Source organism: Pseudomonas sp. PA-1-6B (assembly GCF_021609545.1).
Taxonomy (GTDB): domain Bacteria; phylum Pseudomonadota; class Gammaproteobacteria; order Pseudomonadales; family Pseudomonadaceae; genus Aquipseudomonas; species Aquipseudomonas fluorescens_BV.
Map to the genome: position 1 here is coordinate 18,997 of NZ_WJZM01000015.1, position 16,396 is coordinate 35,392.

General features: G+C 59.0%; 10 protein-coding genes. 6 read left to right on the forward strand and 4 right to left on the reverse strand.

Features of this window, described 5'->3' with window-relative positions:
• Positions 1–10 precede the first annotated feature (10 nt).
• Genes GIV35_RS09795 through GIV35_RS09805 form a run of 3 tightly spaced genes read left to right on the forward strand, consistent with a single transcriptional unit; the run spans position 11 to position 3,249 of the window.
• On the forward strand, positions 11–2,188 hold the full coding sequence (locus GIV35_RS09795; RefSeq protein WP_236264625.1) for an FUSC family protein: 2,178 nt from the start codon (positions 11–13) through the stop codon (positions 2,186–2,188).
• Positions 2,178–2,378, forward strand: a complete 201-nt coding sequence (locus GIV35_RS09800; protein ID WP_005784982.1) for a DUF1656 domain-containing protein — start codon at positions 2,178–2,180, stop codon at positions 2,376–2,378. The genes GIV35_RS09795 and GIV35_RS09800 overlap by 11 nt, the downstream gene beginning before the upstream one ends.
• A gap of 10 nt (positions 2,379–2,388) precedes the next feature.
• Positions 2,389–3,249 carry an efflux RND transporter periplasmic adaptor subunit gene (locus GIV35_RS09805; protein ID WP_236264626.1) on the forward strand — a complete coding sequence of 287 codons (861 nt, stop codon included), beginning with the start codon at positions 2,389–2,391 and terminating at the stop codon, positions 3,247–3,249.
• Between the two features lie 101 nt (positions 3,250–3,350).
• On the opposite strand, the gene GIV35_RS09810 is transcribed toward GIV35_RS09805, so the two are convergent.
• On the reverse strand, positions 3,351–3,752 hold the full coding sequence (locus GIV35_RS09810; RefSeq protein ID WP_034126358.1) for a hypothetical protein: 402 nt from the start codon (positions 3,750–3,752) through the stop codon (positions 3,351–3,353).
• Entirely contained in the window at positions 3,745–4,932 is a 1,188-nt protein-coding gene (locus tag GIV35_RS09815) for an MFS transporter (RefSeq protein WP_198716632.1), read from the reverse strand. Before GIV35_RS09815 ends, GIV35_RS09810 begins: the two co-directional genes overlap by 8 nt.
• Positions 4,933–5,043: 111 nt before the next feature.
• On the opposite strand from GIV35_RS09815, the gene GIV35_RS09820 reads away from it, so the two are divergent.
• Entirely contained in the window at positions 5,044–5,901 is an 858-nt protein-coding gene (locus GIV35_RS09820; protein WP_198716631.1) for a LysR family transcriptional regulator, read from the forward strand.
• Here GIV35_RS09820 and GIV35_RS09825 read toward each other — a convergent pair.
• Both GIV35_RS09825 and GIV35_RS09830 read right to left on the reverse strand, forming a co-directional pair.
• Positions 5,898–6,710, reverse strand: a complete 813-nt coding sequence (locus tag GIV35_RS09825) for an SDR family oxidoreductase (RefSeq protein ID WP_105225817.1) — start codon at positions 6,708–6,710, stop codon at positions 5,898–5,900. The genes GIV35_RS09820 and GIV35_RS09825 overlap by 4 nt on opposite strands.
• A 14-nt stretch (positions 6,711–6,724) precedes the next feature.
• Positions 6,725–7,189: a multidrug transporter gene (locus GIV35_RS09830; RefSeq protein ID WP_198716629.1), complete on the reverse strand. Its 465-nt coding sequence runs from the start codon at positions 7,187–7,189 to the stop codon at positions 6,725–6,727.
• Between the two features lie 403 nt (positions 7,190–7,592).
• On the opposite strand from GIV35_RS09830, the gene GIV35_RS09835 reads away from it, so the two are divergent.
• On the forward strand, positions 7,593–11,543 hold the full coding sequence (locus GIV35_RS09835) for a Tc toxin subunit A (RefSeq protein ID WP_236264627.1): 3,951 nt from the start codon (positions 7,593–7,595) through the stop codon (positions 11,541–11,543).
• A gap of 36 nt (positions 11,544–11,579) precedes the next feature.
• A complete protein-coding gene (locus tag GIV35_RS09840; protein ID WP_236264628.1) occupies positions 11,580–16,391 on the forward strand; it encodes a neuraminidase-like domain-containing protein in 4,812 nt (1,603 codons plus the stop codon).
• The last annotated feature ends 5 nt before the right edge of the window (positions 16,392–16,396 follow it).

Genomic DNA, 16,396 nt, shown 5'->3' on the forward strand with positions numbered 1-16,396 from the left:
GTAGGCCTTGATGACTCCCTTGCCTGCACCGCTGCGCTGGCTGCATTCCCTTGAGTGGCGCCGTGGTTTCTTCGACTGGGCACGCAGTGATGGCGTGACCTGGGTGTATATCTTCAAAGTGCTGGTCGCTGCGTTCCTGACGCTGTGGCTGGCCATGCGCCTGGAACTGCCGCAACCGCGCACGGCGATGATCACCGTATTTATCGTGATGCAGCCCCAGAGCGGCCAGGTGTTCGCCAAAAGTTTCTACCGTTTCCTAGGGACCTTGGCAGGCTCGGCGGTGATGGTGCTGTTGATCGCCTTGTTTGCGCAGAACACCGAACTGTTCCTGGGTGCGCTGGCGATCTGGGTCGGCATTTGCACCGCCGGTGCCACGCGCAATCGTAACTTTCGCGCCTATGGGTTCGTGCTCGCCGGCTACACCGCGGCGATGGTCGGCCTGCCGGCCCTGGCCCACCCGGACGGCGCCTTCATGGCGGCGGTGTGGCGGGTGTTGGAAATTTCCCTGGGGATACTGTGTTCGACACTGGTCAGCGCCGCCATCCTGCCGCAGACCTCCAGCGCCGCCATGCGCAACGCGCTGTACCAGCGCTTCGGTGTGTTCGCGCTGTTCGTGACCGATGGCCTGCGCGGGCGCAGCCAGCGCGAAGGCTTCGAGGCCAGCAACGTGCGCTTTATTGCCGAAGCCGTGGGCCTGGAAGGCTTGCGTAGCGTCACCGTGTTCGAAGACCCGCACATGCGTCGGCGCAACGGGCGGCTCAGTCGCCTCAACAGCGAATTCATGAGCATCACCACACGCTTCAACGCCTTGCACCAATTGCTCGAACGCTTGCGCGCCGATGAGGCCGACCATGTGGTGGCAGCGATCAAACCCGGCCTGCAAGACCTGGCCGAAGTGCTCGACAGCTTTTCTGGCCGCGCCCTCACCAGCCCCGATGCCGCGCGCCTGGTCGACCAACTGAGCGCCTACAAGGACGGCCTGCCCGCCAAGGTGCGCAGCCTGCGGGCGAGCTTCCAGGAGGGCAACCCGACGGACGCCGAGCAGTTGGATTTCCACACGGCCTACGAGCTGCTGTACCGCTTCGTCGACGACCTGCACAACTACGCGCAAACCCACGCGTCCCTGGCCGAGCATCGCCATGCGCGGGAGGATTGGCACGAAGCCTACACGCCAAAGACCAACTGGTTGGCCTGTGCCGCTGCCGGTGTGCGCGCCTCGTTTATCCTGATTGTGCTGGGCAGTTACTGGGTGGCCACGGCCTGGCCCAGCGGCGCCACCATGACCCTGATCGCGGCGGCCACGGTGGGCCTGTCTGCTGCCACGCCCAACCCCAAGCGCATGGCGTTCCAGATGGCCTGCGGCACCTTGATCGGCGCCTTGGTTGGCTTTGTCGAAATGTTCTTCGTGTTCCCCTGGATCGACGGTTTCCCATTGCTGTGCGTGATGCTCGCACCGGTGATCATCTTCGGTGCCTTCCTGTCTTCACGCCCGCAATACGCCGGTGTGGGCGTGGGCCTGTTGATATTTTTCAGCACCGGCTCGGTGCCGGATAACCTCACGGTCTACAACCCCTACACCTTTATCAACGACTACATCGCCATGGTCATCGGTATGCTGGTGTGCGCGGCGGCGGGCGCGATCATCCTGCCGCCCAACAGCCGCTGGTTGTGGCGCCGCCTGGAGCAAGACCTGCGTGAGCAAGTGGTGTATGCCATCAGCGGCAAGCTCAAGGGCCTGGCGTCGAGCTTTGAAAGCCGCACCCGCGACCTGCTGCACCAGGCCTACGGCCTCGCGGCCGGCGAGCCGCAGGTGCAGCGCGATTTGCTGCGCTGGATGTTCGTGGTGCTGGAGGTCGGCCACGCGATCATCGAGCTGCGCAAGGAACAGGCAATTTTGCCGGTGCACCCGGCGTATGCCGAGTCGCAGCCGTGGCGTCAGGCGATCCGCGTGATGGGGCGCTCGCTGGTGCGGCTGTTCCTGCAACCCAGCGCCAGCAACCTGGAGCGCGGGTTGATTGCCGTCGACCATGCGATCAGCCGTGTGCAGGCCACCGACGAACCCTTCGCCCCGCACTTCGACACCTCGGCCCTGCGCCGTGTGAAGAGCTACCTGCACTTTATTCGCACCTCGTTGCTCGACCCGCAATCGCCTCTGGCCGCCCTCAAAGGAGCCCCGAATGCCTCGTGAAATTGCATTCCACGGCATCTATATGCCGACCATGACCCTGATGTTCTTGATCGCAGCCGGGCTGGCCTGGGCGATTGATCGCTTCCTGGCCGGGTTCGACCTGTACCGTTTCTTCTGGCACCCGGCGCTGCTGCGCCTGAGCCTGTTCGCTTGCCTGTTCGGCGCCCTGGCGCTGAGCGTCTACCGTTGAGAATGCCCCGATGAAAAAGTTTTTCAGCCTGCTCGCCACCTTGCTGGTTCTGGCGTTGGCGATCTGGATTGGCCGCACGTTGTGGGTGCACTACATGCAAACGCCGTGGACCCGCGATGGTCGCGTGCGCGCCGACATTATCAATGTGGCGGCTGACGTCACCGGCGAAGTGGTGAACGTACCGGTACGCGATAACCAGTTGGTGAAAAAAGGCGACCTGCTGATGCAGATCGACCCCGAGCACTACCGCATTGCCGTCAAGCAAGCGCAATCGCTGGTGGCCTCACGCAAGGCCACCTGGGAAATGCGCAAGGTCAACGCGCACCGCCGCGCCGACCTCGACGCCCTGGTGATCTCCAGGGAAAACCGCGACGACGCCAGCAACATCGCCGACTCGGCCCTGGCCGATTATCAGCACGCCCTGGCGCAACTGGAGGCCGCCGAACTCAACTTGAAACGCACGCGAGTGCTGGCGGCGGTGGACGGTTATGTCACCAACCTCAACGTGCACCGTGGCGACTATGCGCGCATCGGCGAAGCGAAAATGGCCGTGGTGGATATGAACTCGTTCTGGGTCTATGGCTTCTTCGAAGAAACCAAACTGCCCCACGTGAAGGTGGGCGACAAAGCCGATATGCAATTGATGAGCGGCGAGACCTTGAAGGGCCATGTGGAAAGCATCTCGCGCGGCATCTACGACCGCGACAACCCCGAGAGCCGTGAACTGATCGCCGATGTGAACCCGACCTTCAACTGGGTGCGCTTGGCCCAGCGTGTGCCGGTGCGGATTCACATTGATGAAGTGCCGGAGGGCGTGTTGTTGGCGGCCGGGATTACCTGCACCGTGATCGTCAACCCAACACAAAACTAAACTGTGGGAGCTGGCTTGCCTGCGATAGCGGACTGTCAGTTGAAGTATTTGTAGCTGACACACCCCTATCGCAGGCAAGCCAGCTCCCACAGTTGACCGTGTCAGGCTTTGATAAAGGTTTCATGCAAGTGCCGCCACAGCAGCGCGCCACTGGCCTGTTTCTCGAACACCACGGTGGCGCGGCGGTCGGTCTGGGTGCCACTGTCGTCAATCTGATGCTCGCGATACGTGACCGTCGCGCCGCGTGCATGGCGGTCGATGCCGGTCATTTCACTCAGGGTGATTTTCAGTCCCGGACGCATCCCGCCCAGGCGCGTGAACAGCGCATTGACCCCGGCCGTGTTGACCCGCGTACCGGTGGCGGGCGCCACCATGCTGAACTCGGGTGAGAAGCGCGCCAGCAGATTTTCCAGCGTGCCCTCAGGCGCAACGCCGGCAAACCATTGTTCGATCTCGACGTGGGTCTGGATCACTTCTTCAAAAAAATCGCTGTAGTCAATCATGCTTGGGCTCGCTGCAAGGGTGAAGCAGCGTGCGTATCCTGGAAGCATCCAGGCGCAACACTGCGAAAAGCGGCAACAGGGTCAGAGCTGCCGCCATCGTGAAGGTAATCGCGAAGGAATCCAAGGCCGACAGTACTGCACTGAGCACGGCGGCGCCCACGCAGAAACTCACTTGCCGGTTCATGTTCCACAACGCGCTGGCGTGGCCCATGCGCTCGGCGGGAATATCCAGAAAGGCCAGGGTTTGTGCGGTGCTGCTGCACAAGCTGCCGCCCAGGCCCATCAAGACGTAGGCCGCAATAATCAGCGTCGGCTCGTTGAGCAGCAGGATACCGCCGCATTGCAGCGCCATGCCGGCCAGTAACAAGGGTTTGGGGCCAAAGCGATTGAAGAGTCGCTTGCTCAGGTAGATCGCCACGGCCGAGGCCAGTGCCCACGGCAGCATGAGCGCGCCGGTCTGGGTGGCGTCATACTCCAGGCCACGCACGTAGAGGATGGCGATCAGGCTGGTGCCGATAAATACCCCCGGAATACACAGGTAAACCAGCATTGCCACGCGCAGCATCGGGCTGGCGGCTTGTTTGAACACACTGCCCAGGTCCAGGGGCGGGCGCTCGGTTAAAGGCACATCGGGTTTTATCCACAGCAGCGCCAGCAGCAAGGTCACTAGCGCGAGGGGCAGGTTGGCGTAGAAAATCCAACGCCAGGACAGGCTGTCGACAATCACCCCACCCAACGCCGGGGACAGCGCTGGCACCAGCAACGCCACCGACATCACCCGCGCTGTCAATTGGCTGCGCTCGACCGCCGGAAAGTGTCGGTAAGCCATGGCTTGCCCCACCGGAATCAGTAAGCCGCCGCCGAGCCCCTGCAAGGCGCGCCAAGCTATCAACGCTTCGATGGAGCCGGCCTGGCCCACCATCACCGAGGCGCCGGCAAACAGCAGCAGGCTGGTAGCGATCAGGGTGCGCTCGCCCATGAGCGCCGCCAACCACACACTCAAGGGAATGATCACTGTCAGCCCGAGCATGTAGGCATTGCTGATCCACGCCAACTGGGTGACCGAGGCTTGCAGTTCGCGGGCGATATCCGGGTAGGCGACGGTGGCGACAAACATGTTCACCAGGTCCAGGGCAAACCCCAATAAAAAGATCCAGGCGACTTTCGAGCGGTAGGTCATGAACGCGATCCTGCGAGTGAAGCCGGCAGGTTAGGCCGCACGCAGGGTTTGGGATACGTTGGTTTGCCTGCTAGTTTGTCAAAATTATTTTGACAAAGGAGGGCGTTCACCATGGTCAGCCTGGACCGTTTTGACACTTTCAAGGCCGTGGTCGAGGCCGGCTCGCTCACCGCTGCCGCGGACCTGCTGGGCCAGACTCGCGCCGTGGTCAGCTTCAACCTCAAGCGCCTGGAAGCGGAACTCGGCGTCACCCTGCTGACCCGCAACACCCGCCAACTGGCACTGACCGACGCGGGTGAGCGCTTCTACCTGCGCTGCACGCGCATGCTTGAAGAGGCCCGCCTGGCGGTAGAAGAAGCCCGCAGTGAACATGCCCAGCTTAAAGGCACCCTGCGCATCACCACCACTGTCGAATATGCCCTGGCTGTAGTTGCTCCGGCGGTAGAAGCCTTTCGACGCCTGCACCCGGACCTGAATATCCACTTATCCACATCCTCCACCCACGCCGATCTGATCTCCGAACGTTTTGACGTGGCGATTCGGCTGGGGCGCTTGCTGGACTCCAATCACCGCGCCGTGCAGTTGTCCACGTTCGAAGTGTTCGCCGTCGCGGCGCCGCAGTTTGCCGCAGTTCAAACCCTGGCTGAGTTGGAGCAGTTGCCCAGGCTGGGCCACGGCCGCTTGAGCGAACTGAGCGTCACCGACCCGGCAGGTCTCGAACACCCTTATCGAGCCGGCCCGTCAGCCTTGGTGGCCGACAGCGCGGCGGTCCTCCAGGCGTTTGCGGTGCGGGGCCACGGTGTGGCGGTTTTACCGCAATGGTTGGTGCAGGGGGATGTCGACGCGGGACGCTTGGTGCGCCTATTGGCGGACCACCGCTTTGCCCCGCAAGGGGTTTACGCGATGTATCCGGACACGCGGCATTTGCCGCTGAAGGTGCGGGCGTTTATTGATTTCATGAAGCCTTAGAGTCTACCGCCCAAGCCAAAGCGCTTCTTCAGCACCTTCTCCAGCAACCCCTTGGGCAACAGTGCCGCCATCAACGGCAACGCGCGGCTGCCGTTACCCGAACGCAACAGGCGCGGCGGTTGCGCTTGCTGCACCGCCTTGAGCACGTCTGCAGCAAACTCACTGGCCGGGGTTGGCTTGTCCTGGGACGCTTGGCTGCGCGCACGAATGCCGTCGCGCAATGGCCACCATGGCGACTGTTCCTGGATCAGTAACTCGGCCTGGGCGCCGGCATTCTTCGCAAAGCTTGTATTGATCGCACCGGGCTGCACTTCCATCACCCGCACGCCAAACGGTGCCAGCTCCATGCGCAGGGCGTCGCTCAAGGCATGTACGGCGGCTTTGGATGCGCAGTAGGCGCCGGCGAACGGCGTCACCAGTACGCCGGAAACACTGCCGATATTCACCACCAGGCCCCTGCTGCGACGCAAGGCAGGAAACAGCGCCTGGGTCACGCCGACGATGGAAAACACATTGGTTTCGAATTGGCGTTGCATCGCCTCGGTACCGCCGTCGAGCAACGGGCCCATGGCGCCGTAGCCGGCGTTGTTGACCAGTACATCCAGCTCGCTCAATTGCTCGGCCAGAAGTTGTAAAGCGGCGCTGTCATTGACGTCCAACTGCACAGCATTGAAGCCTGCGACCGCGAGGGCGGCGACGTCATCGGGTTGGCGGGCGCTGGCCCATACCTCGAAGCCTGCGGCTTTGAACGCGTCGGCGAGGGCGCGGCCGATGCCGCTGGAGCAACCGGTGATCAGTACGTTGGGCATGGGTCCATCCTTTGTCAGTCCGAGAAACTGCCTTGCAGGTGCTCGGCGCGAAATTCCAGGGTTTGTGGGCGATAGCCGGGGCGCAGCGGCGGGGTGGGCAGGCAGTCATCCCAGGTGGCGCCCGCCTGCAACTCGCCGGGGCCGCGATAGCGTGGGGCGGCGTAGACGTTGTCGGCCAGGTTGACCGTATCGCCCGGTGCGTAGGCGGCCACGCGCCAGCGCAGTTCGGTGAGCGGTACATCGTTGCCGTTGTTGAGGGTCAGTTTGAGCGGGCGGTCGGCGGGGCAGTCTTGCGGCGCGTAGATGATGCGCAGCTCAAGACGCGCCAGTTGTGACGCTTCGCGATTGTCCAGCCATACCACCCAAACCGCGACAAACCCCAGGCCGACGGCAGCGGCCAACGATACCGGCAGCGCCTTGGCCGGGTAGCGCAGCAGCAGGATCAGCCAGGTGATGATCAGGAGAACGCCGAAAAACATGGAGACCACCTCGAATAGGGAACGAGCATCCTAACTTAAGCGTAGGCGGGATTGGTTAGCTTGAGCATTGTGCTGGCCGGGCGCACGCCATCGCAGGCAAGCCAGCTCCCACAGGTTGACCCTATTCCAAGGACGTACCCGGTCAAACTGTGGGAGTGGGCTCGCCCGCGATGACTGACTTACTGAGCACAAGCATCGGCCTGCAAGCCATCAATGCAAGCTTCCACCAAAGCCAAGCCAGTTTCTGCCAACTGCAGACTCGTCCAATTCAGGTAGCTCTGGTGTTCGGCCGTCCCCAGGTACCGTTCGTCGTTACTGTCAGAGTTCACAGGTTCTTTATTTTTTAGAACCACTCAGTTTGTTGGACGTAGCGGTGTATCTCTACCTGAGGGAATGCGTGGGCATGGACAACGACTCGAGAACTGACCGTCTGCTCCTTACGTTGGTCAACGAGCCCGAACGGCAAGCGGGCCTGGAAAAAGTCAGCTTCATCACCGCGATGCAGCAAATGGGCATGACGTCAGTGTTCGACATCATCGCCCAACCCAAGCCCCACTTCGTCCAACGCCTGGGTGAGATCTGCGAGGCGGATGGCGAGGAGGCCTATGACAATGCCATGTGCTATGCGGTGCAGATTGGTCGGCTGTACCGTGAGCACCAGGTATCCAACGGCAGAACCCAGTACCAGGGCCAGCAGACCGGTGTGCGTGCGCTGGTCGATGTCGGGCCGAGTTTCCCGAACCTGTTCAAGGAAAACTGGGATGAGTTCTGCAAAGTCGGCGCGATGGCGGCGGTCGATTCGCCGGTGGCCTACCTCAGCGCTCAATATCGTTTCGCTACGCGCACCCTGGAAGGCTCCGGCCAGGGTGATCGGCCCAAGATTCTGTTGAGGACTCGGCGGCCCGATCTGGAGGGGTTGATCATTGACCAGCAAAGCACCTTTACCCCCAGACCGATGCTGGAGTTGGTCAATGAGATACTCATGGCCGACATCGCCCGGTACCGGACAGGAAAGCCGGATGCCAACAAGCCGATTTACGACGTGCTGGCCGAGCGGCGCTATCCGTTCATGTTTCCGTATTACTACCCTCACCACCAATGCCGATTAGGGCTGGCCGAAAAGAAGCTTGAGTTGGGGGAGTTGAACTACCGTATCAGCTTGCAGTTGCCCATCAGCCAACGGGGCTTGAACGATTATGGCGCGGTGCAGAACACTGCAGCGCAAGCGCAACTGTTGATGTCGGGGTTAAGCCCACAGCAACAGCAACTGTTGATCGAACCTTCAATGTTCACCACGTTTTATCTATCGAAGGCTGAGCTGACGGCGGCCTGGGGAGGGCCGGGGACTTCTCATCTGAGTCCGCATTCGGCTATCAGGATTGCTTTACTGATATCCCCACAGTCAAGCCTGAAGTCTGTTGTGCCTCAGGCAGAAACCTTAGTCAACAAAGGGGATTTGACGAGCACGGCAACGATTGAATTCTCGGGGCCTGACGATGCTAAACGAGAGGGTCTTTTCTGGATTAATTCTGGGACGCCGTTATATGCGAACACGGCTAATATATGGACGCCTAATTATCTTCACCCCGCGAATACCTCAACAATCTGCACAGTTATCCGCTGGGGGGGAGAAGAACCGTTTCCGATCGAACCGGGCTATCGAGCCTCATTTACTGTCACCACCACCACGGGCACTACCACTAGGCCAGTTTCACTGGCGGTACTCAGCTTCACCATTGTCCTGGATGAGTACGTGACATGGACGGCCGAGCAGCAGGAGTTTTTTCAGCGCAGTTACGGTCTCCAAGGTATTGGCCACCTTGACAACCCACTGGTGCAGCTCGAGACGTTCATGCAACGTTCGGAGCTGGATGCCGAGCAGGTCGAGGCGCTTTTATCCCAGCGTCAGCATTTCCCCCGCGTGTCTCCCAATTGCCCCAGCGGCAACCCACAATGGACGGGGGGCGCGGGAGTCGGCAAGGCATACCCGCACGCCTCTCACTATGGCGCGTGTTATGTCAACGGCCATGGCAGTGAGCGTTATGACAGTGTTGTGCCTGCTACCGTTGTCTCGACGCGTGCAGACCAGTTCGACAATTCCATGGGCCTCAAGGAAACCACGCTCGGTAGCCGCACGGTCTGGTACCTGACTAAAACGTCCCCTCAACGGTTTGACCGCTTGCAACGCATGATTCGTCTGCAGCGCTGGCTGAAGAAAGACCTGGGTATGGACATGTCCTATGCCGAACTGGACACGCTGCTCATCTGCGCCATCCGCAGCGAGGGTGAACACAACCTGACCATGGACCTGAACACCAATACCCTGCGGGTCCTGGGTGTTTATCGTTATTTCAGCCGACGTTATGGCATCAAGCCCGAAGAATTTGCGGCGTTCCTCCACGATCTCACGCCTTACGCCACGGGTGACAAGGTGCCGCTGTTTGACCACGTCTTTAACCCTGCTGCGCTGTTCGATACGCCGTTGGAACTCAATAGAGCCGCCTTTAATATCAGTGGGACAGACGCTGCGAACAAAAAAATCGTCGCACAACTCTGTGCCGCGCTCGGCCTTGAGCCTACAGAGTCATCGCTTTCTCGCTTGGCCAACCAAACGAAGGATTTTGTTGGGCCGTTACTCCGCGACCTTGGCACCCTGTCCTCTCTCTACCGTCAGGCGCGTATTCCGCAAATGTTTGGCTTGTCGCCGGAGGAAGGCTGGGGCTTGGTGGATATGCTGGGGGGGCTGGAGTACCAGCGATTACTCTGTACCGGGCGCCTGCTACAACCCTCATTGTCGTCCCTCAGGCCATGGTCGTTGACTGCGCAGGGCGCCAGCGATATGAGCATCAGGCTGGTGCTGGTGGTTGATGCCGCGCATGAAGGTACCTTATTGCGTCTGCTACCAGGTTCAGCCTTGTTTGTGCTGGCGGGGACCGACTTTGCATCAGCAACTGGCACGCGGGTGTTTACCCTGGAGCGGCAGCCCCAGCATTCAGACGAAGAAAACTTCGTGCGCAATCCTGACGGCAGCGCGCTTACGCTTGAACCGTTGAGCGCTGGTGGGGCGTTGTCGCTCAGCGGCAAGCGCCTTTCAAGGACAGCTTGGGAGGTAATAACCAGCCAACTGTCTTCAATTCACCACCTGCAAGTAAAGTGCGGCTCGCTGCCTAAAAGACACCTACCGACCGTAGAGGCTTGGGAAGAGGATGCGATGGCGCCCGCGCCTGACGTTCTCGATGTGTTGATGCAGATGGATTGGGCCGTGAATTGGCTCAAGGACAGCAAGCAAAGTGTTACCGGGGTACGCCGCGCGTTGGGCCTGGAGCCTGGAGATTACCTGCCCCCCCAAGGCTTGGTGGACCGCTTGGGCATATTGGCCGCCGCGACGCGAGAGGTATTGATTACCGATGAGCAGATCTCGGCGCTGAATCTGCCTGTTTATGAACGACCCAAGTCCGCAGCCGCACGAGAGCCTATCAAATGGCGCGAAGTGCTGCAGTATTTGCTGGACCCGCAGGGGCTCGTGAGGCCTGTTCCGCTCACAGGTCTCGAAGACCCCCATCAGTACTTGCAAGAAGCGATTAACTATCGAGTGGGGCAGTTGAACCTATTCCCTGATGAACGTGAGCAGAGCGTGGCGAAGCTTGTCGGCTTGTTACTGGCCGGGCATGACCGCCAACTGCGGCTGATCGAAGGTTTGGCACAAGAAATGATCAACCTGCCGATGGACCGCACCCAAGTTGTACTGCGTTGGGCACAGACCTCGGTACACGCCCTGTTGTCAGCGGTGTTGGGGCTAGCTACTGCAGCCGCCACTGACTCATTGATCAATCAACTCGAGCGTGTATTGCGTCATGGGACAGTGGTGATGGACCTGCGGTTGAGCACCAGTGCCTTGCGTGTGTTTTTGCTTAATCCGCAATGGCTGGGAGTTCCGGGTAGAAATCTGGAGTTGAACCTCAAGAGCTTCTACCTGCTGAGCCGCTACAGTCAGTGGTTTCATGGCCAAAGCCAGGCGGAGGAGGCATTGCTGGGTTATTTCATCGCGGCCAACCCCGGAAAAACAGCGCTCAAAAACAAAACATTGCGCGCTGCAGTCAGCGACCAGGCCGCTTCCGTTTTGGCCAGGCTGTTGGGGTGGAGGCAGGACGACGTGCATGAGCTTTTCCAATTGCTAGCGCAAAAGCGCGCCTGCTCCATGGCCGACATCGACTGGATCCTGCGCAGCCAAGCCACCTGTGCCGCCAGCGGCCTGTCTGCGGCGGACTTGCTCAGGGCCACAGCCCTGCACGGCGACAGTACGGGTGTGGCCTGGCAAGCGGTAGGCAATGCCGTCATGGCTGCCCGGCGCTGAGCGCCTGCGCGTTTTTACGATGAATAAGGAGCGAGCATGTCCAGCTCAATCGATAGCCAGCTCAACGAAACCCTGCGCGATGCCCTGGTGGCCTACTATCTGGATGAGGTGGTACCGAACGCAGCGGAGTTTGTCGACGCCCAGTTGAGCGACAAAATCAAGACCGCCAACGACCTCTACCAATACAAGCTGCTGGATGTGCAGGTCAGCCAGGCCGTGCCCACCAGCCCGGTGGCCTCGGCCATCGCCAGTATTCAGCAATACATCAATGCCGCGCTGATGGGCATGGAGCCGGGCTATGAAACCAAGGTGATGGAAGAGCACCTGATAAGGCAGTGGCGCGAGATCGACTGCCAGTACCCCATCTGGGCGGCCAACCAGCAGTTGAGCTATTACCCGGAGCTGTATATCGACCCCTCGTTGCGCTTGAGCAAATCAACGTATTTCCAACAACTGGAAAACGACCTCAATCAGAACAAGATCGAGATCGACACCACTCAGGAAGCGGTGCTGTCTTATCTGGCGAGCTTTGAGGAAGTGGCCAACCTGACGATTATCAATGGTTACATCAATACCACCGATTTCAAGAATGGCATGTATTACTTTATCGGCAAGTCCCGGGCCGAGAGTGTGTACTACTGGCGCTCGGTGGATATGTCCCAGCGTACTTACGTGAACCTCAACGGCACGGATCCCAACCGGCCAAAGTTCGATTATCCGCAGCCGGGGGCGTGGTCGGACTGGCACAAGGCTGACTTGCCGATTTCGGCCAGTGCCATTGAGCGTACAATAAGGCCGGTGTTGTTCAATAACCGCTTGTTTGTATTTTGGGTGGAATGTGTGGATAACAACCCTGCTCAGATGACGGTTGAAGAAGGTTATCTCCCAGGTGGTACCCCCACGCCGCCTGATCCGGGCTCACCGGTAATCAAGATACACAGTAACCCGATGTTGCGCTTGAACATGGTTTATAAAAAATTCGACGATAGCTGGAGTGTGCCGCAAACCGTCATTGAAGCCTGGAGTAAGTCGCCGTTATTGCGCACCGAGAATCTATCGGGCTTGCTTGATAGTATTGCGGTGGAAGACAGCGGCGGTTCATCGGATTTGATGTTGGTAGCCATGTATGCAGGTTATACGCCAGGTGCGGCGAATGACGGAATAAATGATGCGTACGCCTTTTTGAAAGTGGCGCATATTGATAAGAACTTTAATGTAATGCCTCTATTTCCTGCGCAAGGGTATGTACCAAGCATTGAGGTGACACCAGGGGGCAAAAAAGTTCATGTGTTACAGGTGGCACGAATGTTCGCGTTGGATAACAAGGAGCGACTTCAGTTTGTAGTGCCGGCATTTAGCGTGGCATTGAAAAGCGTTGAGACGTTTACGCCAAATCAGAATTTGGATGCTTGGAACTTTCAGGGTGGGCAGGTCAATATCAAGGCGCCGCGTGTGGATGTAGAGGTAAGGTATGACCCGGGTTCTAAAAGAGTGTACTTCGACTCTGGACTGTCAGGCTCGTTTACTAGCATGGGTGATACATGCATTGTAGATTTTCGCTTTAATGGGGGTACTTGTAAATTCACTTTTGTTTTATCCGCGGACCTACCGGTATTGGGGCGGTGTAGGCTAATTGGGGGGTCGAGAATAGACGTATTGGAGGACGTACCGGGGATGTGGGCCGGAGGGGGGACGGATATATTTAACTATGGAAGATACACTGGGGGTAGCAACGTTATTTACACGGATTTTTTGGTGGATTCGTTCGAGGACTCTGGGTGCACTCTTCCGCCGATTGGTGCGGGTGGGTCCGCATCTTTGGAAGGGAAACTTGTGAGATTGGACGTTGTGCGATGTCTTGGAGAAAACTTTTCGGTAGAGTTCTTTGATATTATGAGGGACGTGATAATTTTTGATATGCCTATTGTAAGGAGTGATAGTTTTACACCTCTTGTTTTTCAGCACGTTATTTTACGGCCGCTCAATTTAAATGACCCTGAAGCGGCTAATCCCGGTGCGGCTTGGCTTAATTTCTCCTCCGGTCTTTCAGTCAGAAACCCACCCGATACCTTCTCAGCCTCTATGCTAATTGATATTGAAACACTGTTGCCCAGTTGGCCCGGCACATGGCCAGCAAGTTCGAAGAAAATCCCGCTGATTCATGGCATCAAGATGTTCCAGGGCAACAAGAATGTCGGGCATGCATTGAGGCTTACTTTTGTCGAATTGCAACGTGTCGCTGCTATCAATACGTCACTTGTTGCCCCTCGCATCAACACCTGTGCCAACCCAACCCTGGGGGTCGCCGAATTTATCGATTTCACCGGCTCCGACATCAAACAAAACGATGCCGGCAACTCCCCACGCCAACCCATCCGCATGAATACCCTGTTTGCGCGTGAGTTGATCAATCGCGCCAATATCGCCCTGGAAAACCTGCTGTCCTGGGGCACCCAGCTCCTTGAGGAGCCCCCACTCGACCCACCCGCGGCGATCAACCAGATGGACTTTCACGGTGCCAACGGCTTGTATTTCTGGGAGTTGTTTTTACACCTGCCCTTCATGGTCAGTCATCGCCTGAACCAGGAGCAAAACTTCGATGGCGCCGAACAGTGGCTGGGCTTTATCTTCGACCCTTCGCGCAAAGCAGACGATACAGGCCGCCCGCCATATTGGAACGTACGGCCATTGATAGATGACCCGGTGGAAATGGACTATGCCACGCGTAAACCCGCCGATCCGGACGGTATCGCTAGCAGCCACCCGGTGCGTTATCGCAAGGCGATCTACATGTTCTACATCAAGAACCTGCTGAACCGGGGTGACGCCGCCTACCGGCAACTGACCCCCGACAGCCTCGTAGCGGCCAAGCTGTGGTACGTGCGCGTGCTTGACCTGCTGGGGCCGCGCCCTGATATCAACGTGGTGGACCATTGGCAACCGATCCCCCTGAAAACCCTGAGCGACGCCACCAACTCAAAATTGCGCGAGTTCGAACAGCGCCTGATCCGGCAGGACCAACTACGCGAAGAGAGTGCCGCGGCCAACGATGGCGAGTCGCTCTACCACTTCGCCGAACCGCCGCTGTACCTGCGCACTTTCGCGCCCGACCCTACCCTGCTTGATCTGGATAACAGATACCTGCGCTTGCCCTTCAACCGTGAGTTGGTCCAGAACTGGGATACCGCCGAGGCGCGCCTGGACAACCTGCGTAACAACCGTACGCTGGACGGCAAGCCGCTGATGCTGCCCTTGTTTGCTGCCCCCTTGAACCCGCGCGATCTGCTGGCGGCGTTCGGTCAGGGCGCGGCCTCCGGTGGTGCCGCGCGGTTGTTGGCCCAGGAGGTGCCACCTTATCGCTACAGTGTGATGCACAACCGTGCCAGCAGTGCTGTGGAAACCCTGATCCAATTTGGCAATACGTTGTTGTCATTGATCGAGCGCAAGGAACAGGCGCAACTGCAGGAGCTGCAATACCACCAGGCTTGGGAGTTCGCCCAGTTTGCCGTGGACCTGCAACAACAGGCACAAGCGATTGACCTTGAGCAGAAAAAAGCACTGGAGGCGAGTAAGGCGCTGGCTCAGGGGCGCCTGGATTTCTACCGTAAGTTGGCCGATGAAGTAGTGAATGCCGGTGAAAAAGCTGCTGCAGCGCTGCACTTGGAAGGGCGGGTGTTGGACAACATCAGTCAGGTGGCCAATGCCGTTGGCAGTGGCCTGAAGGCCCCCCCCAATTCGGCTGGCGGCGGCGGCGGGGCTCACGCGGGTTTGACTAATGGTGCCGTTGCCATAGCGTCCTCCGGGGGATGGCGCCTGGAGGGCGTCGCCGAAATGGTCAGTGCCTATTCTTCAGCCAGGGCGGCGATGCTCCATACCATTGCGGAGGCGACGGACCGCGCTGAAAACTTCCGCCGCCGCCACCAGGAATGGATGCAAGCCCGTGACCAAGCCACGCTGGAAATTGCCCAGATCGAGGCACAAATGCAGGTGCTTGAAGCACAGGCCCGCGCCACCACCCTGCAATTGAACCAGGCCCGCGTCGCCCAGGATCAGGCGTTGGCCAGCTATGATTTTCTGCGCACCCGTTTTAGCAATGCGCAACTCTATCAATGGCTCAACGGCCAGTTCGCGACCTTCTATTACCAGGCCTACGATGCCACCTTGGCGCTGTGTCTGGCCGCCGAAGCCTGTTGGCAATTTGAACTCGCCGACTTCAGCACGCGCTTTATCCAGGCGGGCGTCTGGAAGGACAGCTACCGAGGCTTGAGCGCCGGCGAGGCGTTGAAGTTGTCCTTATTGAAAATGGACTCGGCGTACCTGAGTCGCAATGAACGACGGTTGGAGATCACCAAGACGGTGTCCCTGCGCCAACTCAAGGACAAGGATCCGACCTCCGCCATCAATCAGGACTGGGACACCATCAAGCTTGGCCTGATAGACAACTGCCGCGTCGATTTCCAGCTGACGCAGCCCATGTTCGACAGCAATTACCCTGGGCATAGCGTGCGCCGGATCAAACGTATCAGCGTGTCGTTGCCTGTGGTCCTGGGGCCCTACGAAGACATTCACGCCACCTTGACCCAAACCTACAGTGCCGTGCAGATAGGCGACACCCTCAAGGAAAACCTGCGGGCCAGCCAGCAAATCGTTTTGTCTGGCGGGGTGGATGACGATGGGCTGTTCACTTTCAGTTTCGACGATGAGCGTTATTTGCCCTTTGAGGGTACGGGCGCTATTTCAGGCTGGGCGTTGGAATTCACCTCTACTGACGTTGCGGCGCGAAACCGTCTGTTCGAATCGCTGACCGACATCATCCTGAAGCTGCATTACACGGCCAAGGCTGGCTAGGAGCA